This is a genomic window from Microbulbifer sp. MKSA007 (assembly GCA_032615215.1).
GTDB lineage: Bacteria > Pseudomonadota > Gammaproteobacteria > Pseudomonadales > Cellvibrionaceae > Microbulbifer.
Genome location: CP128433.1, coordinates 4,849,207 through 4,873,634, shown reverse-complemented (window position 1 = coordinate 4,873,634; position 24,428 = coordinate 4,849,207). Strand labels below are relative to the sequence as shown.

Annotated in this window: 24 protein-coding genes; 17 read left to right on the top strand and 7 right to left on the bottom strand. The window is 49.7% G+C overall.

Going from position 1 to position 24,428, the window contains the following annotated elements; genetic code table 11:
• Nucleotides 1–12 precede the first annotated feature (12 nt).
• Entirely contained in the window at nt 13–1,356 is a 1,344-nt protein-coding gene (locus QT397_24580) for a UDP-glucose/GDP-mannose dehydrogenase family protein (GenBank protein ID WNZ55980.1), read from the bottom strand.
• Between the two features lie 24 nt (nt 1,357–1,380).
• Complete coding sequence (locus QT397_24575; GenBank protein ID WNZ55979.1) at nt 1,381–2,658, bottom strand: O-antigen ligase family protein; 1,278 nt, start codon at nt 2,656–2,658, stop codon at nt 1,381–1,383.
• 352 nt (nt 2,659–3,010) lie between these two features.
• Between QT397_24575 and QT397_24570 the strand changes: the two genes are divergently transcribed.
• Nucleotides 3,011–3,898: an ELM1/GtrOC1 family putative glycosyltransferase gene (locus QT397_24570; protein WNZ55978.1), complete on the top strand. Its 888-nt coding sequence runs from the start codon at nt 3,011–3,013 to the stop codon at nt 3,896–3,898.
• Here the strand turns inward: QT397_24570 and QT397_24565 are convergent.
• Nucleotides 3,895–4,560: a YrbL family protein gene (locus QT397_24565; GenBank protein WNZ55977.1), complete on the bottom strand. Its 666-nt coding sequence runs from the start codon at nt 4,558–4,560 to the stop codon at nt 3,895–3,897. The two genes, QT397_24570 and QT397_24565, sit on opposite strands and share 4 nt — an antisense overlap.
• The gene (locus tag QT397_24560; protein ID WNZ55976.1) at nt 4,553–5,683 is read right to left on the bottom strand and encodes a glycosyltransferase family 4 protein; all 1,131 of its coding nucleotides are present in this window, start codon (nt 5,681–5,683) and stop codon (nt 4,553–4,555) included. Before QT397_24560 ends, QT397_24565 begins: the two co-directional genes overlap by 8 nt.
• 237 nt (nt 5,684–5,920) lie before the next feature.
• Between QT397_24560 and QT397_24555 the strand changes: the two genes are divergently transcribed.
• The gene (locus QT397_24555) at nt 5,921–6,841 is read left to right on the top strand and encodes a glycosyltransferase family 2 protein (protein ID WNZ55975.1); all 921 of its coding nucleotides are present in this window, start codon (nt 5,921–5,923) and stop codon (nt 6,839–6,841) included.
• A 103-nt stretch (nt 6,842–6,944) separates the two neighbouring features.
• Complete coding sequence (gene waaA, locus QT397_24550; protein ID WNZ55974.1) at nt 6,945–8,270, top strand: lipid IV(A) 3-deoxy-D-manno-octulosonic acid transferase; 1,326 nt, start codon at nt 6,945–6,947, stop codon at nt 8,268–8,270.
• Between the two features lie 14 nt (nt 8,271–8,284).
• On the opposite strand, the gene QT397_24545 is transcribed toward waaA, so the two are convergent.
• The gene (locus QT397_24545; protein ID WNZ55973.1) at nt 8,285–9,808 is read right to left on the bottom strand and encodes a TolC family outer membrane protein; all 1,524 of its coding nucleotides are present in this window, start codon (nt 9,806–9,808) and stop codon (nt 8,285–8,287) included.
• Nucleotides 9,809–10,158: 350 nt separating this feature from the next.
• Between QT397_24545 and QT397_24540 the strand changes: the two genes are divergently transcribed.
• The 6 genes from QT397_24540 (at nt 10,159) to QT397_24515 (ending at nt 14,355) form a co-directional block, all read left to right on the top strand.
• Nucleotides 10,159–10,812, top strand: a complete 654-nt coding sequence (locus QT397_24540) for a paraquat-inducible protein A (GenBank protein WNZ55972.1) — start codon at nt 10,159–10,161, stop codon at nt 10,810–10,812.
• 136 nt (nt 10,813–10,948) lie between these two features.
• Nucleotides 10,949–11,485 carry a paraquat-inducible protein A gene (locus QT397_24535; GenBank protein WNZ55971.1) on the top strand — a complete coding sequence of 179 codons (537 nt, stop codon included), beginning with the start codon at nt 10,949–10,951 and terminating at the stop codon, nt 11,483–11,485.
• Nucleotides 11,478–12,599, top strand: a complete 1,122-nt coding sequence (locus tag QT397_24530) for an MlaD family protein (GenBank protein ID WNZ55970.1) — start codon at nt 11,478–11,480, stop codon at nt 12,597–12,599. The genes QT397_24535 and QT397_24530 overlap by 8 nt, the downstream gene beginning before the upstream one ends.
• A 35-nt stretch (nt 12,600–12,634) precedes the next feature.
• Nucleotides 12,635–13,129, top strand: a complete 495-nt coding sequence (locus QT397_24525) for an MlaD family protein (protein ID WNZ55969.1) — start codon at nt 12,635–12,637, stop codon at nt 13,127–13,129.
• A 14-nt stretch (nt 13,130–13,143) separates the two neighbouring features.
• Complete coding sequence (locus tag QT397_24520) at nt 13,144–13,827, top strand: MlaD family protein (protein WNZ58594.1); 684 nt, start codon at nt 13,144–13,146, stop codon at nt 13,825–13,827.
• 54 nt (nt 13,828–13,881) lie between these two features.
• On the top strand, nt 13,882–14,355 hold the full coding sequence (locus tag QT397_24515) for a DUF4136 domain-containing protein (protein WNZ55968.1): 474 nt from the start codon (nt 13,882–13,884) through the stop codon (nt 14,353–14,355).
• Nucleotides 14,356–14,500: 145 nt separating this feature from the next.
• Here the strand turns inward: QT397_24515 and QT397_24510 are convergent, their stop codons facing one another.
• Complete coding sequence (locus QT397_24510; GenBank protein WNZ55967.1) at nt 14,501–15,553, bottom strand: glycosyltransferase; 1,053 nt, start codon at nt 15,551–15,553, stop codon at nt 14,501–14,503.
• 37 nt (nt 15,554–15,590) lie between these two features.
• Entirely contained in the window at nt 15,591–16,631 is a 1,041-nt protein-coding gene (locus QT397_24505) for a glycosyltransferase (GenBank protein WNZ55966.1), read from the bottom strand.
• A gap of 146 nt (nt 16,632–16,777) precedes the next feature.
• On the opposite strand from QT397_24505, the gene QT397_24500 reads away from it, so the two are divergent.
• From QT397_24500 to QT397_24465, 8 genes are all read left to right on the top strand, one after another.
• A complete protein-coding gene (locus QT397_24500; GenBank protein WNZ55965.1) occupies nt 16,778–17,440 on the top strand; it encodes an NUDIX domain-containing protein in 663 nt (220 codons plus the stop codon).
• A gap of 87 nt (nt 17,441–17,527) precedes the next feature.
• Nucleotides 17,528–18,049, top strand: coding sequence for a DUF1249 domain-containing protein (locus tag QT397_24495; GenBank protein ID WNZ55964.1), 522 nt, complete (start codon nt 17,528–17,530; stop codon nt 18,047–18,049).
• Nucleotides 18,050–18,090: 41 nt separating this feature from the next.
• Nucleotides 18,091–18,915, top strand: coding sequence for a 3',5'-cyclic-AMP phosphodiesterase (cpdA, locus tag QT397_24490; protein ID WNZ55963.1), 825 nt, complete (start codon nt 18,091–18,093; stop codon nt 18,913–18,915).
• A gap of 344 nt (nt 18,916–19,259) precedes the next feature.
• Nucleotides 19,260–19,934 (top strand): hypothetical protein, encoded by a 675-nt coding sequence (locus QT397_24485; GenBank protein ID WNZ55962.1) that lies wholly within the window; start codon nt 19,260–19,262, stop codon nt 19,932–19,934.
• A gap of 72 nt (nt 19,935–20,006) precedes the next feature.
• On the top strand, nt 20,007–20,630 hold the full coding sequence (locus QT397_24480) for a YqiA/YcfP family alpha/beta fold hydrolase (GenBank protein WNZ55961.1): 624 nt from the start codon (nt 20,007–20,009) through the stop codon (nt 20,628–20,630).
• Between the two features lie 12 nt (nt 20,631–20,642).
• Complete coding sequence (gene parE, locus QT397_24475) at nt 20,643–22,529, top strand: DNA topoisomerase IV subunit B (protein WNZ55960.1); 1,887 nt, start codon at nt 20,643–20,645, stop codon at nt 22,527–22,529.
• Between the two features lie 83 nt (nt 22,530–22,612).
• Nucleotides 22,613–23,383 (top strand): hypothetical protein, encoded by a 771-nt coding sequence (locus QT397_24470; GenBank protein ID WNZ55959.1) that lies wholly within the window; start codon nt 22,613–22,615, stop codon nt 23,381–23,383.
• Between the two features lie 528 nt (nt 23,384–23,911).
• Nucleotides 23,912–24,415: a hypothetical protein gene (locus QT397_24465; protein WNZ55958.1), complete on the top strand. Its 504-nt coding sequence runs from the start codon at nt 23,912–23,914 to the stop codon at nt 24,413–24,415.
• The last annotated feature ends 13 nt before the right edge of the window (nt 24,416–24,428 follow it).

The following is a 24,428-nucleotide window of genomic DNA, read 5'->3' as shown; positions in this document are numbered from 1 at the left end:
AGTAAGGTTTACTTAGTAAGAGCTGGTGGTGTCCGGGCGCCCTACGCAGTAATAATCAAAGCCTGCCTCGCGCATTTCCTCTGGTTCGTACTGGTTGCGTCCGTCAAACACAACCGGGGCACTGAGAGCGCTGCTCACTTCATCGATATCAAGAGATTTGAACTGTTGCCATTCGGTCGCGACAATCAGGGCGTCGGCACCCTGTAAAGCCTCTGTCTTGGAGTCGCAAAGGGTCAGGTCTTCGCGATCGCCAAAAATTCGCTGACACTCCTCCATGGCCTCAGGGTCAAATGCCCGCACCTTCGCACCCTGCTCCCACAATCGAGCTAACAGCACACGGCTTGGGGCTTCGCGCATATCATCTGTATTGGGTTTGAATGACAAGCCCCAGAGCGCAAAAGTTTTGCCCTGAATATCTCCGTTAAAATGACGTTGTATTTTTTCAACGAGATAGTGTTTCTGGCGCTCGTTGCGGGATTCCACGGCGGCGAGAATATCTGCAGCAATGCCCAGCTGTTGAGCCGAGGAAATCAGGGCTTTCACATCTTTCGGGAAACAGGAGCCACCGTAGCCGATACCTGCGTAGATAAACTGGTAGCCAACTCGTGGGTCTGAGCCGATTCCGGCCCGAACTGCTTCAATATCAGCGCCCACTTTATCGGCAATATTTGCCATTTCATTCATAAAGCTGATCTTGGTTGCCAGCATGCAGTTGGCGGCATACTTGGTCAGCTCCGCACTTTTTACGTCCATCACCAGGATTTTTTCGTGATTTCGGTTAAATGGTGCGTACAGGTGGCGAAGCTTCTGCTCTGATTCCTCTTCGGAGGTGCCGATAATAATTCGATCCGGGCGCATACAGTCATTGAGCGCCGACCCCTCCTTGAGGAATTCAGGATTCGAAATAATATCGAATGGCAGATCAGACCGGTCCCGCTTGGTGAGTTCTTCCTCAACGGCAGCCCGCACCTTATCGGCAGTCCCCACAGGTACTGTGGACTTATTGATAATATATTTCTTGCACTCCATGTATTTGGCGATGGTTCTTGCAACAGTTAACACATGGCGAAGATCTGCTGAGCCGTCCTCATCTGGAGGAGTGCCCACAGCGATAAAAATTAGCTCACCGTGTTCTACACCAAAGGCGGCATCGGTTGAAAAAGATAGATTGCCTGTGGTGATACTGTTTTTCACCATAGGCTCCAGGCCGGGCTCATAAATAGGGATAATTCCCTGCTTGAGGCGGTTGATCTTGTCCGCGTCTATATCGATACAAACTACTTTATTCCCAGCTTCAGCTAAGACTGCTGCTTGCACCAGGCCCACATAGCCGGTGCCAAATACGGTTACATTCATCAGTGTGACTCTATCTCTCAGCGGTTACTGTTTTTGAGGGTTACTTTCTTGGATAGTTTTACATTGGCTCAAACCCCGGTCTTCAATGCTGCTTCGCGCCAGCAGGATAGCCAGGGGGATCCAGTAAAAGAACCAAATATAATTGGGCTTAGCCAAAGGTTGCTGGGCGTATGTCAGCATTGCCAGTACACCGAACAGGAACCAAGTGAAATACAAACCAGGAATCCAACTCAAAAGTCTTTCTTTGGATCTCACGGTCCACAGAGTTGCAAGCCCCTGCCAGATACAGGCTGCCAGCCCTAATAGCCCGCTAAAACGCGCGATATCCAGAAGAAAATTGTGTGGATGGGGCACCATCCTGTTTAGTGCAATAAATTTCTTATGCACTAACCCCTGGCCAAATAGTGGGGCTTGCAGGAACTCCTCAAAGGCTTTTTGCCAGAGTGTCAGACGTATAGAGTAAGCGCTACCCCGGTGTAGGAGGGGCAAGTCACCATACAAGGCAAAATAGGTCAATGGCAAAACACAGACGATAGCCACAACAACCAAAATTTTCAGCAGGCGCGAAAGGTTGCCGAATACAACCAAGAAAATTGAAAAGCCCGCCATAACAATTGGGACTTTGGTTTGTGACAAAACTATGTAGATACAGGAAGTGAGTAGGCCCGCTCCTGATAGCCAGCGCCAAATACGGGGTTTTTGGTAGAGGCCGTAGCAGCAAAAAAGAGCGTGGAAGCCGAACAGCATTCCTGTTTTATCAATATTGCCCTCTAGGGATATACCGCCAATCCGGCGGAGATCCTGTAGCCCGCCATCAAGGGAATAAGCAATTAGCGAGGCAATACCGGATAGCAGTCCAATCACAATAAGCGAGAGTAATAGCTTATGGAGGATGTTGTCGCCGTATTGCTCCAATAGGAAGAAAACAGCGCAGTAAAATAGAGCTAGGTATAATACCAATTTCCAGTAGTAATCAGATTGCCTATAAACATCTGCGGCATCCGGAGAGGCCCACAGTGTTGAAAGCGCTAGAATGATAGGCAGGCTGCAAAAGGTTAGGAACTGCCAGGAAATCAGGAAGTGATAGCTCTTTCGCCACGCCAGCAGTAGAAGGGCTGTGGGCACTAAAGTTAGATAGAAGCTGGTTTGTACTCCCGATACCTTGGGGGAAACATAGTAGCCACATACCAGTATAAATAACCCTAGAAAGGCCCACTTAAGCAGGCCTGAAATCCACAACGAGCTTTGCTGGCGATAAATGGGCTGGGAAAGATTGTTTAGAGTACTTCCAAGTTCAGGCATAGGTGCAACTGTCGGCCGTTCAGAAAAGATTGTATTTAGGTGTGCGGAATCAGGCTGTTTGAGTGGGTACTATATAAAAGTCTGTTGTCCATGAGCGCTCAAATTTTGCTTTTTGGTGATAATTGTGGGGCTTTACACAAACTAATAGCGGATGTCTATTTGGCTGAGCGCTTTAAGGGGGTCTCCTGAGGTATAGATTTACCAGGGACACCCGTTGGTGCTCCCTGGGGGGTATGGTTGGCAGTATACTGGATGTTTTGGGGCTCCCATAGCCTTGTTACTGTAGCCCCACTGGCATGCGCTAGGTACACTGCGCGATATCCTCGGTGTTTTAGTAGTTTAGGGTTCAATATTGCAACTTACTGTTTGGCGTTTTCTGGATGGCAACCGGGCTCATGAAAAGCAGAGCGCTGCTCTGATTGAGGGGTTGCGCAGGAGTTTTGTCGGGGAGGTACAGGCTTTTGACATACCGCCAGAGTACAGCGCCAGTCGAATTGCCCTTAAGCCAGGCGAGTGGCTGGAAAGCCTCCCTACCCCTGATTTTCTGATTGGCACAGGCCGCCGCAGTCGCCTTCCCATGTTGTCCGCCCGTCACAGGTTTGGTGGTCGCGCAGTGGCAATCAATCGCCCCTTATGGCCGTATCGCTGGTTTGACTTCGCCATCGTTCCGGAGCACGACCGTCCCCCGCCCCTACCCAATGTCATCGTAAGCCAGGGCGCCTTGACCGAACCACTCCAAGAAAGTGTGCCGCAATCTGGAAAGGGGCTTATTTTATTGGGTGGACCCAGCAAGCATTACAGTTGGAACTCAGCTTCAATCAGGGAGCAGGTTGAGAAGTTATTGGTGCAACCCTTGGACTGGTGTATTTCGGATAGTCGGAGAACTCCGAAAGGCACAATGGAGGGGCTGGGGAAAGGGGGCGCAGAGTTGGTTGATTGGCTCTCGTGTCCGCCGGGTTGGCTTCAGGAGCAACTGTCCCAAGCAGAGAGAATTTGGGTAACAGAGGATAGTATCTCTATGTTGTTCGAATCGCTGCAAAGTCAGGCCCAGGTCGGTGTGATTCGGGTTCCGAGTCGCAGTAAGTCAAACAAGGTGCGTTCAGCAGTTTTGAGGCTTTTGGATCAGGGTTTGGTCAGCGAGCAGTTTGAAGTGAAAGGAGGGGGCAGGCGTGATCCCCTTAACCAGTTTCTGTTGTGTGCCCGAGCATTATTACGCCGATCTGGGTTGCCAAGTCGTTAGCGTTTGAGCCCTTCGGCTTCAAACTTTCGCCAGGGGGTTTCTTTATTGGAAATCTCCCACTCGACTCTAAGCCACATACGCTCGATACGACGGTGGATATAGCGTTTCGCGAAGTAGCTGGAAACTTTAGGCAAGGGTAGAAAAGAGGCGCAGCCCAACCCATCAATTAGATAGGTCTGCAGTTCACCATTTTCCTTTCGCAAGACCAGATTGTGGGCGATCAGGTTTTTGGTGAGTACTTCATATTCAAGCAGCCACTCGGAAAAACGCTGCAAAGATGCGCGCACCTCGGCATTAAGGCCATATTTATTCAGGTATTGGCGCAGAGTGGATGCTGGGTTGCCATCTCGATCAAGAATCATGTCGGTAACTGCTGCGGGCCCCAGGTTGGTCTCCTGTATCCCATACCACCTTGGTAAATGCTGCCAAAGCTCATCTCGATTATCGGCAAGCGCCCGTTGGCTGTAGCCTTCCAGCTCGCGAAGATTGTCGTCGAAATATGACTCTCCACGCCAAGTTTTATACCAGGGCGCCCGTCCCAGTAGTTCAGCCGTTCGCCCTGGTCGCATCACCTTGACACAGATTTCAGGCCGCTCCGGGTGTCGGTAGCAAAAGCGATTGCCTCCACTGGCAAACGGCTCGCTTTGGCTCAAATTAATCACTCGGGTTCGCTCCGGTACGCTCTGTGAGTAAGCTTTTGTAGATTTCAATGGTGTGTTCGGCCTGTCTTCCCAAAGTGAAATCGGTAGATAGGTGAGGCCTCTGTTCAGGGCTGTCGAGCAGCTCTTGAGTACGCGCGAATAAAGCTTTTGAATCATTGATATCAACTAGCCCTTGAGGGAAACAGGCATTAAGTGACTCTGCCGGGCCCCCAATGTTATAACCGATAATAGGTGTGCCAATCGCAGCGGACTCTATAACGGTTCTGCCAAATGGCTCGGGTCGACGTGATAGGTTATACACCAAACTGGACGCACTATACCAGTGGCGTATATCACTACGGTGACCAACCAGGGTAAGGTGGTTCTGAAGCTTCATGGAGTGAATTTTTTGTTCCAATTCATCGGCGTAGTGCTGTTTATTCTTCTCTGCTCCGCCGAGAATGATGCCGTGGATATCAGAACGGTTTTGGACTAGCTGATGGATTAGATTGATAAAGTCTTCTTGTCCCTTCCAGCGGGTCAGTCTTCCGGGTAAGAGGAGCCAGCGTTTGCCGGCAAGCTGGGGGAAATCCTGGTGTACTTTTTGGTACCAGGACTCCGTTGGCTGGACATCGGGATTGAACTCATCCGTATCTACACCCCGATAAACGATCTGTGGAGGACGCTTTAGATCGTTTGCATAGTTCTCCAGTAAGTAGCTATTCACACACTCTGATATTGCGATTACCTGTTCGGTTTTCGCCATAATCGCACTGTATCGATTTATCGAGTAAAGGCCATGGGCCGTGCTGACAAGGCGGGGGCGCTCAGCGGGGTCAAGATTTCGCCAGGCAAGATAGGCTAGCCAAGCTGGAACCCTGGAACGCACATGGATGATATCGGGCCTCTCACGAGCTATAACCTCTCGAAGTGGTCTGACCTGTAACAGGCTGAAGAGAGACTTTTTGTGGATAGGAAGTTCGATATGGACTGAGCCTTCAGCCTTCAGTTGCCCGACCATGCTCCCCCCACTGGAAACGACGATTGACTGATGACCGCCTGCTACCAGGTAGCGGGCAAGGTCAACGGTCCCCCTCTCAACCCCCCCAGAGTTCAGGGCGGGTAAAAGTTGCATAATTTTCATGGGGAGATATACCAAGACTTATAAAATTTGTTCTTTAAATCAATTTGACTAATGGGTTGCGTTTTAGCAGGGAAGGTCGGGCACAAGCATATAAAATGAAGCATAGATGCCCTGATAAAGCATTTGGCAAAAGTGGTATTATAGACAGGTCATTCTTAAGGGTATAGGCTGATTCTTTTTTAACCCAGCTCAAAAGCTTATATCTGATTTGTCCTTGGCCGTAATCTGGAGTTTACATTGCACCCCTTGTTAGTGATCTGTATTTGTACTTATCAGCGACCAGAGCGGCTTCGCAGTTCTCTGCAAAGCTTGGCCAACCTGCAGCTACCTTCAGGTTTAAATGTGGCTGCATTGGTTGTCGATAATGATTCGGACACTCAGGCTGGTAGAGAAGTTGTGGAGGAGTTGTCGGGAAGCTTTCCCTTCTCCCTCAACTGTGCCGTAGAAGAGCGGCGGGGAATCCCTTGTGCACGCAATCGCTGTATCAATGAACTGGATAACATGGGGGCTGACTATCTGGTTTTCATCGATGATGATGAGTGGGTCGAGCCCGATTGGTTAATCCAGCTATATGATTACGCGCAGAAGCTGGGGGGCAGTAGCGTGGTTTGTGGCAGTGTTGTTCGGCGTTGGCCGGATTCTGTACCTGCCTATTATTCACGTATTTTTTATCGGCAGAAACGAAAGACTGGAGAACAGCTCAACTACTGTGCGACCAGCAATGTATTAATACCGATGAGCAGTATCCGCTCGCTAGGCCTGAGGTTTAATGAGCAGGACCCTCTAGGTGCCGGTACAGATGTGATTTTTTTCACAGAGTTTAAGGCCAAGGGAGGAAAGATTGTTTACTGCCTGGAGGCGAGGGTTTACGAGGCTGTACCGGAGAGTCGCGCCAATATGCGTTGGTTGTCGCGTAGAAAATTCTCCGCTGGTATCACTCTGGCAAAGCATAAACTTGCCAAAGGTCGCGGTCATACCAGCATCTTTGTATCGGCTCTGGGGCAACTTTTGATCTCCAGCATAGGCTGTATTTTAGGATTGATTTTCGGTGGAAAGCGCTTGGGTTCTGGGCCTTGGCTCCGCGCTTGCCGTTCAGCCGGCATGGCTTGTGGTGTTTTTGGGGTGCGCTCTGAGTTTTACCGGGTGGTCGATCACTAATGGCCTGAGGCCTTCCTTACGGGGGTGTTTTACCTGGAAGAGATAACCGTCATCATTGCACTTTCTTTGGTGGCAATATTGATCTTTAGGTGATCCCTGCTTCATGCAAATATTTTATTCCTGGCTCTTCCGCCTGTTTTTACCTGTTGTCCTTCTACGTCTCTGGTGGAGAGGGCGTAGCCAGCCGGCCTATCGGTTGCGTTTAAGAGAGCGTCTGGGTCAGGTTCCAAAAAGGCACAGCCGGGCACCGTTAATCTGGGTCCATTCTGTATCTGTAGGAGAGACCCTAGCCGCCGTACCAGTGATCTCTAAATTGGCTGCGCGACATACAGACTGGCAGTGGTTGGTAACGACTACAACTCCAACCGGATCCGAGCGCGTAAAAGAAGCCTTGCAGCCAATTCTTGGTGGCCGCTTACTTCACTACTACCTTCCCTATGACCTCCCTGAATGCCTGGTGCCATTTCTCAATGCGCTTAGCCCGAGTGCATTGGTGATTATAGAGACTGAGCTTTGGCCCAACCTACTCAAGCTCTGCTCGAGCAGGAAGATCCCAATTTTATTGGCCAATGCACGGCTCAGTGAAAAATCTGCACGAGGTTACGGGCGTTTTCCCTCTTTGAGTCGAACGATGTTGAGCAACCTGGATCGTGTTGTTGCGCAATACCCTGCGGATATGCAGCGGTTTATCGATCTGGGATTACCAGCGGAGAGAGCAGTAGCCAACGGCAATATCAAGTTTGACCTCAGTATTGATATGGGACTGGCCAGTGAAGCCCAGGCGCTGGCGCACCAGTGGCGGGGGGAGTCTTCCAGGCCTATATGGCTGGCGGCTAGTACCCATGTGGGTGAGGATGAGGTGATCTTGGATGCCTTCTCTATTTTGAAGAGAGAGATTAAAGATCTTTTACTCGTGTTGGTGCCCAGGCATCCACAGCGTTTTGATGGTGTTGCCCGCCTGTGTCGGGAGCGTGGCTTTGCCCTGGTTCGAAGGAGTGAAGGCACAGCCATTAAAGCTAGTGATGAGGTTATTCTGGGAGACACCATGGGGGAGTTACTGCGTTTCTATGGAGCCAGTGATATTGCTTTTGTGGGAGGTAGCTTGGTTTCTGTTGGTGGCCACAACATGATTGAACCCGCTGCCTGGGGTGTGCCAGTTATTTCCGGTCCCCACCTGCATAACTTCGCCACTGTATCCAGTTTGTTGCAGGAGGCTGGAGCCATGGTTGTAGTCGAAGACAGTGAATCGATGGCTTCACAAGTTCAGGCTTGGCTGGAAGATGTGGGGCAAAGAAAAGCCGCCGGTCAGAGAGGGAAAAAAGTAGCTTCAGAAAATAGTGGTGCTTTGCAGCGCTTACTGGGCGAGGTGGAGCGGCTGGCTACACAGAATGAAGACCAGAGAGAGAATAAAAATCCTGCTCTCTGGTAGATGCGTATACGCAGTTACTTCGAAGGTGCTGGAAGGCTGGTACCGCCAGTTTCCTCCACGCGAGAGACGTTACTTGCAGGGTTCAGCATCATATCCAGATCCTGAAGGTCTTTAGGGGATAAGAGTCCTGCAGCTTGCTTCAAGCTCAGTGAGTTTAGAATGTAGTCGTACAGCGAGTTGGCGTAGTCAGTTTGTGAGTCAAACAGGGTCCGCTGAGCCAGGAGCACATCTACAATATTTCGGGTGCCTACTTCGTATCCTGCCTGAGTGGCATCCAATGCACTCTTGGCAGAAACGACGGCTTGCTCTCGGGCCGCTACTCTCGATACATCGGTGACAACAGCGCGGTGCAGGGTGCGCGTGGTTTGTATGGTATCTCTCTCTGCAAGGACGCTAAGGTCCTGGGCCTGGAAGGCTTGGTTTCTAGCCTGGCGACGGTTGGCACTGAGAAGGCCACCAGTAAAGATGGGCACATTTACAGTTACCCCTGCACTTGTTCCCCATTGGTCAATATCTTGCGGGTAACGTACAAATTGGCTGCCCGTTATGTCGCTGAATCGATTTTTCTCGTTACCATCTTGAGTGAGTTTATTATAAGAAAGCGAGCCAGTGACAGTGGGTAGGTGTTCACTGGCTTCTGCCCGAGCGTTATAGCGGGCGGCATCGGCGCCAAGTCGTGCAGCTTTAAGGACAAAGTTGTTGGCGAGGGCAAACTCAACCCAATCGGCGCGATCTGAAGGCACCGGCGGAGCTACCTGGAAGTCATCTACCAAAGGAGCTACTTGATCATGGTAGCCTCCAGTCAATACTGATAGGGCATCAAAGTTACTGAGGAGGTTGTCTTGAGCTGTTAAGCGCCGGGCAACGGAACTGTCATAGGCAGCCTGGGAGTCGTAGACATCAGTAATTGCTGTTAGACCGACTTCAAAGCGCTGTTGCGTCTGTTCCAGCTGTTTAGCCAGGGCTTGTTCTTCGGCAGCAGCTGCCTCGAGGACGTCATAAGCACGCAATACATCAAAGTAGGCGGTGGCGACACGAATCATCATTTCTTGCTGATTAGCACTGAATTCTGCTGTCGCCTGCTCTGTTAATCTCTTGCCCTGTTGATAATCGAACCAGGCTGGAGCGTCAAAAATAGCCTGGGTCAGGTTGGCACTATAGGTTCTTTCCTGTAAGGAATTGCTAGTTTGGCTTCTAAAATCCACTAGTTCGACATCATTGTCGTCGTCATTATCAGTCAAATCCAGTAACTGAGCAGAATTCCGGCTGCTATCAGAGTGAGTTCTAGCGGCTTCGAAAGTAGCATTAACCTGAGGAAGCAGGAATGCGCGGAACTGATATTTGGCCTCGATACCCGCGTGGTAAGCGGCGCGATCAGCTGCTAATTGAGGATCATTCTCCAGGGCCTGTGTATAGATATCCCACAGGGTGTCGGCTTGCGCCTGCATGGCGCCCAGGCCCAGCAGCGTAGCGGCGATTAGTTTTTTCAGCGGACGCAACTTGCGGCCTTGCGGCTCTGTGCGGTTACTTCTTTTCATCTGTTTCGACTTCCTGTGGAGGGTACGGTCTTCAAGCTTTTGCAAGTTATTTGGAGCTGGTGTCATGTAGTGGGGATATAGAGGGCTCCAGCTTGCGGTTATTACTAATATTGCCAGTCTCCCCAATAGCAGTCGCGAGAGTTTACCCGGGGTCAAACCGACCGTCGAGACGGCAATCGGCTTTTTGCTATATCTTCGTTAAACCGACACCTATGTGCGTTTATCGGTAATTTCTTGGCAATAACTAGGGCCCATTGAATAAGGTTGAGGGCCTATATTTCAATAGACGCGCCTCATAAGCATTTGGATGCGGCAAAAATTGTGCAGAATAAGGCAAGGACTGACTGTCCATGAATGAGGGGCGCAACGCAGTGCTGACCAATTGGCAGAGGGTCTGTCACGAATGCGATCTACTTTTAACCGGCGGCTTGGCGCCTCCGGGACAAAAGCTAATTTGCCCACGATGTCGCTGTACTTTGCATCGCAATGGCAATCATAGTATTTACTACACACTGGCTCTCAGTCTAACCGGCCTATTACTGTTTATTCCCTCTGTCAGCTTGCCATTGCTCGACTTCTCCCTGTTCTCATTTGGTGCAGAAAGTACATTGCTAAATGGCGTTTACTCTCTTTTCAAGGCGGGGTTTATTTGGCTCTCGGCGCTGGTGCTTTTCTGTAGCGTTCTGGCTCCGGTAGGTAAATTTGCCCTGTTGTTATTTATTTGTTGGGGCAGTGCTTGGGCCTGGCTTGACCGGCCGGTATCCAATGCTGTTCGTTTTTACCAGCACTTGAAAGAGTGGGGCATGCTCGATGTCTATATGCTCGGAATTTTGGTGGCCCTGATTAAATTAAGGGATTTGGGCAAGATGGAGGTAGAACCGGGGCTGTACTGTTTTGGTGCCATGATGCTACTGGCAAATCTCTCTTCCTTGAGTTTTGACCAAACAGAAATTTGGCACCGCTTGGCACAGCGTCGTGCGCTTAAGGGACAAGCTTGTGAATAGCGTACCAAATAAAGGTTTAAAAAAAGGCTTAACCAGCTGCCTGTGCTGTCATCAATTAATTATTCTTCCCCAAAATGGTCGTTGCCGATGTCCGCGCTGTGGAGCGAGAGTACACAGCAGAATCGAAGGAAGCTTGATGTTAACTTGGGCTCTGACGATTACTGGCACTTTATTGCTTTTACCTGCCAATGTGTTACCGATAATGACGGTTGTTTATTTAGGTGCCGGTGATCCCAGCACTATCATTAGCGGGGTCATGCAACTCTATAACTCGGGAATGTGGGGAATAGCTTTAATTGTCTTTGTTGCCAGTATTGCAGTTCCTGTGATGAAGCTACTGGGATTGGGAGTGCTCCTGATTCAAATTCAGTTGCGTCTGTCCTTCGACCCCATTCAGTCCATGAAAATATATCGAGTAGTTTCCGGCATCGGGCGTTGGTCACTCTTAGACTTATTTATGATTTCAATTTTGGTGTCGCTAGTGGATATGGGATTTATTTCTCAGGTAACCGCTGGAGCTGGTGCGACTGCTTTTGCCTCTGTGGTAGTGGTAACCATGTTGGCGGCACGAACTTTCGATTCCCGTTTAATTTGGGATGCCTATGACGGAGATTTATATGAGTCTGCAGTAGAGCCAGAAACGGCTCATAGGAGCGCCGCAGAAAATGGCTGATGAGCTGCCCCCGCAGGATACGAGTGATGCGTCTCGCTTGGATGGAGGAGCTCAGCGGGGAGTAGTGCGCGCAAGCAGGGGGTTACCCCTAGTGTGGATTTTACCTTTGATCGCGGGGCTGATTGCTCTCTGGTTGCTCTATCAGGATTTGTCAGAGGGAGACGTTAAAGCCACTATTTTATTTCATTCTGGCGACGGCCTGGTAAAAGGAAAAACGGTGGTCAAATATTCCGGGGTCGATATTGGTATGGTCCAGGATGTGCGCCTTGTACCTAATGCGAAAGAGCTGAATGGAGCCGATGGCGTTCTGGCCGAAGTTAGTTTAAATCGCAGTGCAGAATATTTATTGGTAGAGGGCACTGAGTTTTGGGTAGTAAAACCCGAGTTATCTATTACCGGTATTAGCGGCTTGGAAACTCTACTTTCAGGCAATTACATTGCCGTTGAATCAGGTAGTGGAAAGCGCAAGCGCAACTTTGTTGCCCTGGATCAGCCTCCTGCATTTATCCGTGGGGATGGTTTGCGTGTTGTTTTGCAGTCCCGTCGCTTGGGCTCTTTAAGTCGAGGATCGCCAGTATATTATCGTCAGTTGCGAGTCGGTCAGGTAGCGGATTACCGTTTGGATCGAAACGGAACTGAAGTCAGTATCGAATTATTCATTCGCCGGGAATATGCCTACCTGGTTCATCGGGGCAGCCGCTTTTGGAATAGTTCAGGGATCTCTATCGAAGGCGGTATTAGCGGTATCAGTGTCAATTTAGAATCCCTGGCAGCACTTTTTGCCGGAGGCGTAAGTTTTTATACCCCGGAAAATCAACGTCAGTCTCCACTCGCTGTAAATGGTAGTGAGTTTGAGTTATATAAAAATTTTGCCGCAGCAGATGCGGGAATTCCTGTGACATTAAATTTCGATCAGGGGGTGAATGTTACTCCGGATTCTACGAAGGTTTACTATCAGGGCATCCAGGTAGGGGAAGTCAGTGGGACCAAGGCAAACCGCCGTTTGAATGGTATGGAAGTCAAAGTTCTGATGGATCCGACAACGGATGAATTGCTCACCGAAAATACCCGTTTTTGGCTAGCCCCCCGAGCTTCGATTTTACTGGCGGACTAAACGATTTAATCCAAGGTAATCGCATAGAAGTAGATTTGCGCAAAGGACAGCGCTCCCAGCGCAATTTCACTGCGCGAACCTCTGCGCCACCGATGGACCCCCGTGTGCCGGGGCTGCATTTACGCCTCACTTCACGCAATCCCGGGTCTTTGCAGCGGGGCGCGCCGGTTTATTTTCGCCGTATAGAGGTAGGAAAAGTGCAGGGAATGGAATTGCGTAGGGATGGCGAGGGGGTAGAGGTTTATGTGGTGATAGAGCCCCGCTATGCCCACTTTGTGCAGGAAGGCGTTCGGTTCTGGAATGTGAGCGGATTGCGGGCTACAGCAAGCTTGACCGAGGGGGTGGAAGTGGAGGCAGATTCGCTGATGTCACTTCTGCGTGGCGGTATCGCCTTTGGCATACGCCGGGAAGACCTTGGAAAAGGCGGGCAGGCAAAAAATGGAGACCAGTTCCCTCTTTTCAGCAGTCGGGAAGCGGCTATGGAGGGGGAATACAAATTCAAGTCAGCCTTGTCAGTGCCGAGGGGCTGAGAGTTGGAGCACCGCTGCGCTACCGCGGGGTACAAGTTGGAGAGATTACTCGCCTGAGACTCGATCGCTCTTTGGGCGAGGTGTGGGCCAGGGCCAAGCTTTATCATCGCGGAGAGCAGTTTGCTCGGGAGGGCACACGTATATGGGTGGTTTCCCCGCAAATTAGCATCGATAAGATTGCCCATTTGGATACCCTGATTACAGGGCGCTACCTGGCGCTTGAGCCTGGCTTAGGAGATCCACAGACAAAGTTTTACGCTTTGGAACAGGCACCGGAAGAGGATCTTGCAGAAACTTTTACTCGCCCTGGACTGGGAATTATCCTGGATGCTGCGAGGCGAGGATCTCTGGTAGCAGGGAGTCCGGTTTATTATCGCCAGGTAAAAGTGGGAGAGGTTACAGGTTTTTCCTTGGGGGAGTATGCTGATCGAGTGTATATCTATGTTCATATCGAACCCCAATACCAGCCCCTGGTGCGAGAGTACACGGTGTTTTGGAATGCCAGTGGCGTCGATGTGAATTTCGGTCTGAAAAGTGGGCTTAATATCAACACAGAATCGGCTCAGGCCCTGTTGCAGGGGGGATCGCATTTGCCACGCCAGAAGCCCCTTTTATGGGATTTGAAGTGGAGTCGGGCAGCCATTTCCCTCTCTACCCGAAAGCTGAACCCAAGTGGTATACCTGGAGTCCTAAGATAGAACTTTACGGCACGGTCGAACCAGTAAAATAAGTACGGGAATGTAGGAGTTTTTATGCGCTATTTATTAACAGGCTTGCTGAGTATCTTGGTATTGGCGGGTTGCCAGGAGATACAGGTTGAAAAAGCCGCTACCGGGGAGCCACCGGTTGCCTTTGCCACGTATAAATGGGGGGTAGCGCCGTTGAGTGGCTCAGAAGATGCCTCTGCCCAGCTGGTGGAGTTGGATGAAGAAATGCGGGATACCGTTGCCGCAGAGTTACAGCAACGAGGATATCGCCAAGTCTCCCAGGACCAGGATGCGGATATGGTGGTGGATTACCAGGTTGCGGTAGTCGATGAGTTTTTCTCCGGTGATACCCGGGATCCCAGCTGGGACAAACAGTTTGATAGCAATGCGCCACAGGATGTGGTGGAACTACCGCCCCTGACAGATGCCCCCTTGGTGATTATGAGTGTGGGTATTGGGCGCCCGGGCGGGGCTGTGATTTGGGGGGAGAGCCAGCGAATTGTTAACACGCCCCGATAGTATTGAGCAGCGTCAACGACTGATCGCCAATGGGGTTAGCGCTCTTTTGCGGGATTTGCCCCCGGCCTATCAATAAGTACGATTTGGCACGAAACGAAAAATACGATTTAGCAGCCACCGGGTATTCGGTGGCTGCCATTCACCGCTAGCGCCCTTTCTTCATCAGGTTTTCGTATAGATCGATATAGGAGTCGACGATAACCTGTTTCGCATAAGTCGTTGCGTACTCCTCGGCCGCATTTTCGATCAGGCTTTGGCGCAATTCCGGCGACTCGATAACGGACTTCATGGCTTTGGCCAGTTCATCGGCATTATCGATAGGGGTAATCAGACCGGTTTTGCCATTGGTAATCACTTCTCCAGGGCCCTGAGAGTCTGTCGCTACTATAGGGCAGCGATGGGCCCAGGACTCCATCACAATAGAGCCCAGGCCCTCATGTCGAGAAGGGCACACGAACATATCCGCAGTGCGCATCAGGGTGGTGACATCATTGCGCCAACCGAGGAAGCGAACCCGCTCTTCCAGGCCGAGTCGGTGGCACAGGGATTTCAACTTGCTCTCCTCAGGGCCACTACCTGCAAGCCACAGAGTGGCGTTGGGTACCTGGGTGAGTGAATGCAGGAGGGTGTCGAACCCTTTATTGATATGTAGGCGGCCTGCAGCCAGTATCAGGGGCCGGTCTTCCGAAGTATTGAAGCTATTTCTAGGCAGCGGATTAACTGGTGTCTCATCGGCAAAATTGGGGATATGGAAAATCTTATCCTTGGGGATGCCTCCGTCCTTTAAATGCTGGCAGATACCTTTGCTGATGCCGATCCAATAATCTGCGTGACGGTAATACTTCAGGTTGTAATAGTGCCCTAGGCGGCTTACCAATCGGTATTTTTCAGAGTTGGGGGTGATTGAAGTGGCACGTCCCATCCAAGTCATCACGATATCCGGTTGCCATTGGTTCAGGGCATCTCGGTATTTTTTTCGGCCGAGAAAATCCAGCTTGCCACCAAATTTAAAACCTTCGGTTTCAACACTGTTGCTACGCAGTGCCTGTACCCGGTGATCGTGGTTGCGAATAAACGCTTTTTCTGTAATTTCGCTGCGGGGATTTAATCCACTGACGAGACGCACAAAGAAATTCTCAGCACCACCGTGCTCAGCACCGGCGAGTATCTGTGCGACTCGAATTGGGTTATTACTCATAATCTATTGCATCTGATCGAATAGAGTGGGCGTAACACTACCTGAGTGTGCCATCCAGATTGATATCTTGAGCCCAAGCATAGTCGTGGCTAAAAGGCTGTAAGCTTGTGGCTTCGACAATGTACTGAGCGTAGAGCTTCGAGTTCATTTCATTGTGGAAAAACTCCCTGGCCCGTGCGGCCCAGGCGCGTCGCTTGGCATCGTCACCGTTAAATTCGCGGATTTTTTCTAATAGGTCCTGCTCATCGGAGAAATAAACGACGCTCTCAGCAGGCAACAAGTCGTCAAAATGTAATTTATCACTGGTGAACTGCAAAATACCGTTGCCCGCCAACTGCGCCATGCGTGCTGAGGAGTACCAGTAATGGGTATCTTGGCGATTGAAATTCAGTCCCATTTTGGTTTGAGATAGAGCGTGGTCGTAGTCGCGGCCCCAAACGGGAGCCTCGCCGAAGCTGCCATAGGTTTTAAAGTTCAGCGAATCCCCCAAGGCATCTTTCAGGTTTTTAACCATTTGCAGACGCTTGGTGAAATTATTGCTGTTACTGCAGAAAAGCAGGTCGATGGCTAAATCCGTGCGTTCAGCGTTATTGAGGTTTTCAATCGAGGGTTCAACCGGGTTCGGCATGTGATAAACACGAGCACCAAAGCCCTCAAATATTTTCAGTTCTCTTCGCCCGGTGGATACAAAAACTGCATCGGCGACTTCCGCGCGGTATTTGATTCGCTCGACATTGCTGGGAACAAAGAGGGGATCATTATTGCAGTGAGCGATAAAGCAATTGGGCAGGCGTTGCTTAATGGCCTTCAGAGTGTCGTTAGTGATCATATCGCAGTGGCCTGCGATGATCAGGTCTGGCTCAAAGGCCTCGACAGTTTCCATCAAGCGTCGGTTCGCCTTTTTTACACCCAGGTCGCGAATACCAAAGGGTGCCTCAAATGCGGCGATATCGCGGTCGCTGAACACTTGGGTGTAGTGGTCATTTTTAATCAGGCCGAAGGTGAGCTTTTGTGCCCAGCTAACCCTTGTCTTGCCATAGCGCCGTAGCTGCTGATAGGCGATATTCAGCACTCTCATGTTGTGTACTCTCGAAATTCAACACGGAAACCCGGATAGCCTCTGCAGTCAGCGGCTGGTACGGTGGGCGCAGAGTATAACAGCTGGTACCCCGGTCTTGTCGCGGAAGCAGCGCAGCAAAACCGAAACCTAGGGAAAGACGAACCATGCCACAAGATAACAGTCGAACTGATTTAAACCCGGAGTTCACCGCTGATTCGGTAGACATAATTTCCAGGGAAACCGTGTTTAAGGGATTTTTCACTATGGTGCGCCTGCGATTGCGCCACCGCTTGTTTCGCGGGGGTTGGAGCAATGAAATAGAGCGGGAACTGTTTCAGCGCGGAGAGGCCGTTGGAGTCTTACTTTACGATCCTGTCAGGGACCTGTTGGCACTTACCGAGCAATTCCGCACTGGTGCCCTGGGGCGCCCAGCAGGGCCTTGGTGTCTTGAAGTGGTAGCCGGTATGGTGGAGAAAGGGGAGAGTCTGGAGGATGTAGCGCACAGAGAGGTATTGGAAGAGTCTGGATGTACTGTGGACGATCTGCATTTTATCCACAGTTATATCCCCAGCCCAGGGGGCAGCTCGGAGCGGATACATCTGTATTGTGCCCTGGTAGATTTGGAGCAGGCCGAGGGCGTATTCGGCTTGGCTGAGGAAAATGAGGATATCCGTTTGCGGGTATTCCCGAGGCAGAACGTCGTAGATGCGATGCGGGGGGATTACGCCCCGGGAGAAAACCCGATAGACAATGCCACCACACTGATTTCGGTGCAGTGGCTAGAGTTAAATCGGAAGCGGTTTACTCATATGACGCCACTAGCCTGAGCGGTCACAGCTCTTTGCGCTACTTTACCTGCACAAAAGGTAAACTGAGATGTAAGTCACGGCGGCAATTGAATTGGAGTGTTGATAATGGCTCTAGTGCGTGAGGTAGGTGCGCGTCAGCGCAGGCAGATGAAAATGTCGCCAAATGGCAACGGTAAAGCAGTATATCGCGTCGATTTACCGTCTTATCATGCCGACTGCGACGCTAACTACCTACGTCTACTGAGGCTGCTACCTGAGCTTTCAGAGAGAGAGCAATGGTGCTATCAAATCCCTGGTGGCAGCTTAAAGCTGAGAGTGGTAGCGAGATCCAGGTACACGACAGAAGTGTCACTGGACGCAGAGGTAAATCTCAGTGAAAGCCACTGGCTGGCATCTCCTAACCTGACCGCTCGTCTCTATCACGATGCGCGGATGGCAGAGGTGATAACAGTTAATGGCTGTGGGCCGGTAGGTGGTAAAGGAGTGGATATCGCTTACCCAAATCCCCGTATGCAGCGCGCAGATGAGAGGCCTCAGGCCAACCGTTTTCTCGGTGAGTGGCTTGAGTACTGTCTTGCAAATGGTCGCGCAGAATTTCAATTAGTGCTGGATGGCCGAAAAATTTAATTCTGCGGTAGAACACATGGATGTGATTACAAGGTGAGCAAGTGATTCGCGAGCACAATGAGCCTAGCAGGTCCGATAAGACCAATTCATATCGTCTGATCCAAATAACAGACCCACACATCGGCAGCCGGCCGGATTATCAATTACTGGGTTTGGACACCGGTCATACTTTGGATGAGGTACTGTCCGCAATCGTTTCCAGGCAGCAGGCAGCGCAATTGCTGGTGGCGACAGGAGATATTAGCGCGAATGGGGCCGAGGCCTCTTACCGCCGGTTTCTTCAGAAAATGCGCAGGGTGCAGAAACCTTGGTACTGGCTACCGGGGAATCACGACTTAAGCTCTCGTATGAAACAGCTGGCCCCACAACGCTGTACAGAAGTGGTTGCCCTAGGAAGTTGGCGCCTCTTGCTTCTGGATACCAGTGTTGAAAACCAGATATGTGGCGGTCTCAGCGAAGCTCAGCTTGAGCGTTTGCAGCTGCTGCTTTGGGAAACCCGGGAACACCCGGTAATGATCATGATGCACCACCAGCCGGTACAGGTGGGTAGTAAGTGGATTGATGGCCATATGCTGCGCGATGGACGCGAGCAACTCTTGCAAATGGTATCCAAAGCGCCCCAAGTCAAAGCGCTCGTGTGGGGCCATGTTCATCAGCAGTTTGATAACCATGAGGGCCGGATCGGCTTACATGCGACACCTTCCACTTCTGTACAATTTACTCCGGGTAGTGGGCCTTTTGCCGTAGACGACGAGATGCCGGGATATCGTTGGTTCGATTTATATGATGACGGTAGCTATAAAACCGGTGTCGAACGGGTTGAGGTTTCAAAATACTCTGTTGACTTTGCGTCTTCCGGTTACTGAGTCACCTCTCCTTGAGATGTGCCTGCTTTTTTGAAGTCCCACTTTGTGGGATTTCTATCGTGTTATTTAAGAGTTTCTAGCTCGCCTTTATTTGTAAAGCCTCCCTTTACGAACTTACCATTATCTTTTTTGTTTTCTCACCGTACAATGAAATTTCCCCAGACTTATGATCATTGATGATATTTGTTTAATGGGGCATACCAGAATCAATAGTAGTATTTGACAGTTGATAAAATACGCTAATAGGCACTGGGGTTTTATTTGTGCTACTGCCCCTCATTTCATGCGTATTTTGCAGCTACTCCGTCTGCTAAGTGGATAACATCGGGAAGTGAGGAATAATAATGAACAGAATATTTGTTTTACCGCTCATTGGCTTGGCGTTATTAGTCGGTGCCTGTGCTCATGATCCCAGTAAGGTGGGGGACTTAAAGTTGGCTGAACAGGAAGATAGCCAAGGTTTGGTTCCCAGATCTAGCTCGTTGGATGAAGTTGCCGCGGCCTTTGCTTTTGATATGAGCGGCTCCAAAGTGTTTATTGCCCCTGTACAAATTGATTACACCAAGCGCTTTTCTTCGGTGCCGCGCACCCGCTACAGAGAGAAAGATTACGAGCTGGATGATAGGGACCTACAGCAGATGAATGCACTGTTGGTCAAAACGTTTGCCGAGAAGTTTCTCGAACCGCGTAACAGCGTGGTAGCAAAGGAGCAGGAAGAGGCAGATTACACATTGTCCTTATCCCTGGAGAAATTTTCGGTAGCTGCGCCACTGGACCCCTCTCCCTGGACCTGGCGCGTCTACACCGAGCAGAGTGCCTATGGGGTACTGGTTGGAACTCTTTATGATCGAGAGGGCAATGCAGTGATGCGCTTCCGGGATCGCCGCGATATCGGTGAGAACTTTGGTGCCTATGGCCCGGGTGGGCGCATGGAGCGCTTTACCAGTGTTACTTTCTGGTCTGATATGCGTGTAGATATGGGGCGGGCCTTTGCCAGTTTGAATCGCACATTGCTGTGATTCCCACACGGTTTGAGGCTTCTGGTTACATAGCGCCCCCGATTGACGATATGGGCGCTATAATCACCGCCTATGCAAACTAATGATCTTCAGGGAAGGCCGGTGCTGATATATCTGCACGGCTTCCTTTCATCACCACAGTCCTTCAAATGCCAGTTGATGCGAGAACGGCTCCAGGCCCAATACCCGCATGTTACCTTCTGTGCACCGCAGATTCCTCCCTATACAGAGGAGGCGCAGAAATCTTTGGTGGCTCTTGTGGAGGATCTCCTTCGGCAGTCCGATAGGGGGCCCATTGGACTGGTAGGGAGTTCTATGGGGGGATTTTGGTGCACTTACCTTGGTGAGCGCTTCCGATTGCCCGCTGTACTGATAAATCCCGCAGTGCGCCCCGCGCGCTTTATTCCAGCCTATGTGGGGAAGGTTTTAAAACCCTATAGCGGTGAAGAAGAGGAATTCCGTCTTACCCAGGTTGATGTAGATGCCATGCAGCGGGTACAGGCTGAATTGGAGAAGCCGTTACAGAGTCGCTACTGGTTACTCGCCCAGCGCGGGGATGAAGTTCTGGATTATCGCGATGCGCAGGATTTCTACCAAGGGCAACGCCAGACCATTGAAGACGGTGGCGATCATAGTTTTCAGGAGTTCGCACGCTATTGCGACCCTATCACCGAATTTCTATTTAACGAGCAGTAATCAATAAGAATTATGGCTAATTATTCCGCCGAAGATATTGAGGTACTCACGGGACTAGATCCGGTGCGTAAGCGCCCCGGGATGTATACCGATACCGCACGCCCAAATCACCTGGCTCAGGAGGTAATCGACAACAGTGTCGACGAAGCCCTGGCCGGACATGCCAAGAAAATTGAAGTGGTGTTACACAAGGACCACTCGCTTTCTGTCAGCGACAACGGCCGCGGTATGCCTGTCGATATTCACCCTGAGCAGGGACGGCCTGGTGTAGAGGTTATCCTCTCCACTTTGCACGCCGGCGGTAAGTTTTCCAATGATAATTACCAATTCTCCGGTGGCCTTCACGGCGTCGGTGTTTCGGTGGTTAACGCCCTCTCAAAAGTTCTGGAGGTTACTATCCAGCGAGATGGCAAGGTTCATCGCATTGGCTTTAAGGATGGTGAAAAGGCCTCAGATCTGGAAGTAGTAGGTGAGTGCGGCAAGCGCACAACAGGCACCAGTGTTCGCTTCTTACCAGATCCCCAATATTTTGATTCCGCCAAATTTTCAGTGGTGCGCCTAAGACACCTTCTGCGTGCCAAGGCGGTGCTCTGCCCGGGTCTCACGGTTACGTTTATCAATGAGCAGGATGGCGAGTCCGATGAGTGGTATTACGAAGATGGCCTCAAGGACTATTTGGCCGCTGCAAATCAGGGTTGGGAAGTACTGCCAGCAGAGCCATTTGTAGGCAGTTTTGCAGCTACTACTGAGGCGGCAGACTGGGCGGTTCAATGGTTGCCAGAGGGCGGAGAGGTCACCGCTGAGTCCTACGTAAACTTGATTCCCACCGCTCAGGGCGGTACCCATGTCAACGGTTTGCGGGCTGGCCTGCTGGAAGCAATGCGCGAATACTGTGAAATTCGCAATCTGCTACCGCGCGGAATTAAATTGGGACCAGAAGATATTTGGAGCCAGTGTTCTTACGTTCTCTCTGCCAAGCTGGCTGACCCTCAATTCTCTGGCCAGACAAAAGAAAGACTTTCCTCTCGTGAAGCGACCGCATTTATTTCCGGTGTCGCCAAAGATGCATTCAGCTTGTGGCTGAACCAGCATACGGAAGAGGGCGATAAACTGGCGGAACTGTGTATTGGCAATGCACAGAAGCGCATGCGCTCCGCGAAAAAAGTTGCACGTAAAAAAGTTACTCAGGGACCGGCCTTACCTGGCAAACTGGCAGACTGCTCCAGTGGCGATACCACGCGCTCTGAACTCTTCCTGGTAGAGGGAGATTCAGCCGGTGGCTCTGCCAAGCAGGCGCGAGACCGGGAGTTCCAAGCTATCATGCCTCTGCGCGGTAAAATCCTGAATACCTGGGAAGTTGACTCAGGGGAAATTCTCGCTAGCCAGGAGGTGCATGATATCGCTGTAGCCCTCGGTGTGGACCCGGGCAGCGATAACCTGGAAGGTTTGCGTTACAACAAGATCTGTATCCTCGCCGATGCCGACTCGGACGGTCTGCACATTGCCACGTTGTTATGCGCGCTTTTCTTACGTCATTTCCGACCGTTGGTCACTAACGGCCATGTCTATGTGGCCATGCCCCCACTGTTCCGAATTGATATCGGTAAAGACGTTTATTATGCGTTGGATGAATCTGAGAAACAGGGCATCCTCGATCGTATCAGTGCAGAAAAGAAAAAGGGCAAGATTCAGGTAACCCGATTTAAGGGATTGGGAGAAATGAATCCTATGCAATTGCGTGAGACTACGATGGACCCCAATACCCGACGTCTCGTACAGCTTTACATAGATTCAGGAGATGACAGTAATCAACTACTAGATATGCTCCTGGCTAAAAAGCGTGCTGGAGACCGCAAGCAGTGGCTGGAAAGTAAAGGGAATCTGGCTGAAGTAGGTTAAATTCTAATTAATCTCAGATCTATTTTTCTTAGGTTGCCTTAGTTTACTAGGGCAACAATTTAAAGCTCTATGGAAGGTGTTTTGTGAAATTAAGCCATTTATTTATCTTATTTGTTTTTTTAGTTTCTCCTTTAACCGGATTGGCCAAAGACATTCAGTCTTTGCTAAATCAGGAAGTAGATAACTTTATAGCTGAATTAAAAGGTGAAGATAACTTAGCTTTAACCAAAGCTGCTAATCGTATTACAGGATCTGGATTAAGTGATGAACGTTTATTTGATGTGGCTGAACAGCTTCTCCTGGAAAAACACCAGGCGAATATGACAGTTGCTCAACGTGATGAACAAGTGATTAGTGAAATCGTTAATTTGTTACGTACACTTTCGTCATCTGGGAATACAAAATATTCCCCCACTATCAATAAGATAATGCGTGAAAGTGGTAATCGTGCGATTAGAAATCGAGCGAAGCATGTGCTGACCAAGTTTAGTTTTTATCAAAAGCGCAATGCATTGATGCAGAATATGGAAGGCCATGTAGCCACTAATAGCTTGCATACTACACGGTTATTAAATTTGCTCAATAGTAACGATATGATTATGCAAAGATTTGCCGCTGAGGAAGTTGTCCGTGACGGAACTGCTGAAGTTGCAATTCAGGAGTGGTTTTACCAGGCGGTAGAGAAGGATGTTCGACAGCCTGTAGATAAACTGCATATCGATACACTCGCTTGGTACTGCAAAGCACTAGGTACGGTTAATAAAAGTGAGTACAAGGAATTTCTGAACTCTATCGCTAATGATAGAAATGTACACAGAAAAATCAGAAGACACGTTAAGAAAATTCTCGGTTAGGTAGCTATAACTGAGCGAAATGCCTTTTTCATTTCGCTCATAACTCATCTTTCACCCTCCTCTCCTGTTTTCTGTTGGCATAGAAATATGTTTAACACATGTGGCCGCGATTTTCTTTAGGTTGATATACGTCATCTCTTCCTTCTCGGTTTAATCTTGGCGGGTGCATTTACTTACTAATTTAAAATTTCTGAAATTTAATGGCAGAGGAATTGTTTTTGCTTTTATCTAAAGGTTATGTCGTTGGCTGATTGTATATAGGGTATTCAGGCGTGCAAGTATTTGTTTCTGCTTGGTGATATCTATTAGATGACAATAATATTAGAGTTGTGGATACGTTAACCTTCTTCTTGTTTTCTTAGGTCGTCAGTCTTCCAGATGCCTAGAAATAGGAAATGAACGTTACAGGGTAGGTGATTATATAATTTTGGTAATAGAACGTTATCTGTTGGTAAATCTGTAAAATATAAGAGTTGGCACTAAAAGCTATGTAAATTACCGTCTTGTTCGAAGGAGTAGAGCCGGATTATGGTATGGGATACATTAAGTGCCGTTGGTGAGCTTGTTGGTGCCTTTGCGGTTGTCGCATCTTTAGTCTATCTTGCCGCTTTAATAAGAGTTCAGAATAAAGAATCGAAGATCGCTTCTATGCATGAAATATCCATTGCTCATCGAGAAGCTGTGGCAGCAATATGTGACGGACCAATGGCAGACATATTTGCGAAGGCGATGAAGGATTTTGATTCTTTGTCGAGTGCCGATACTTTAAGGATCATTGGTTTTGTATATCGTTTTTTTAAGATCTGGGAAGAAGCTTATTTCCAATACAAGGCAAACAGACTCGATTTTACTATTTGGGACTCAATGACTCGTCAATATACAGCATACTTATCAATGGAACCTTTTAAAAGGATATGGGAGTTGCGCTCTGAATATGTAGCCCCCGAATTCCGTGATTATGTCAACTCAAGAAAACCAGTGGATTTGGTTTTACCAAATTCAATTAGTAATAGGGGTGACTCCAAAGGTTAATCTTAAATCATAC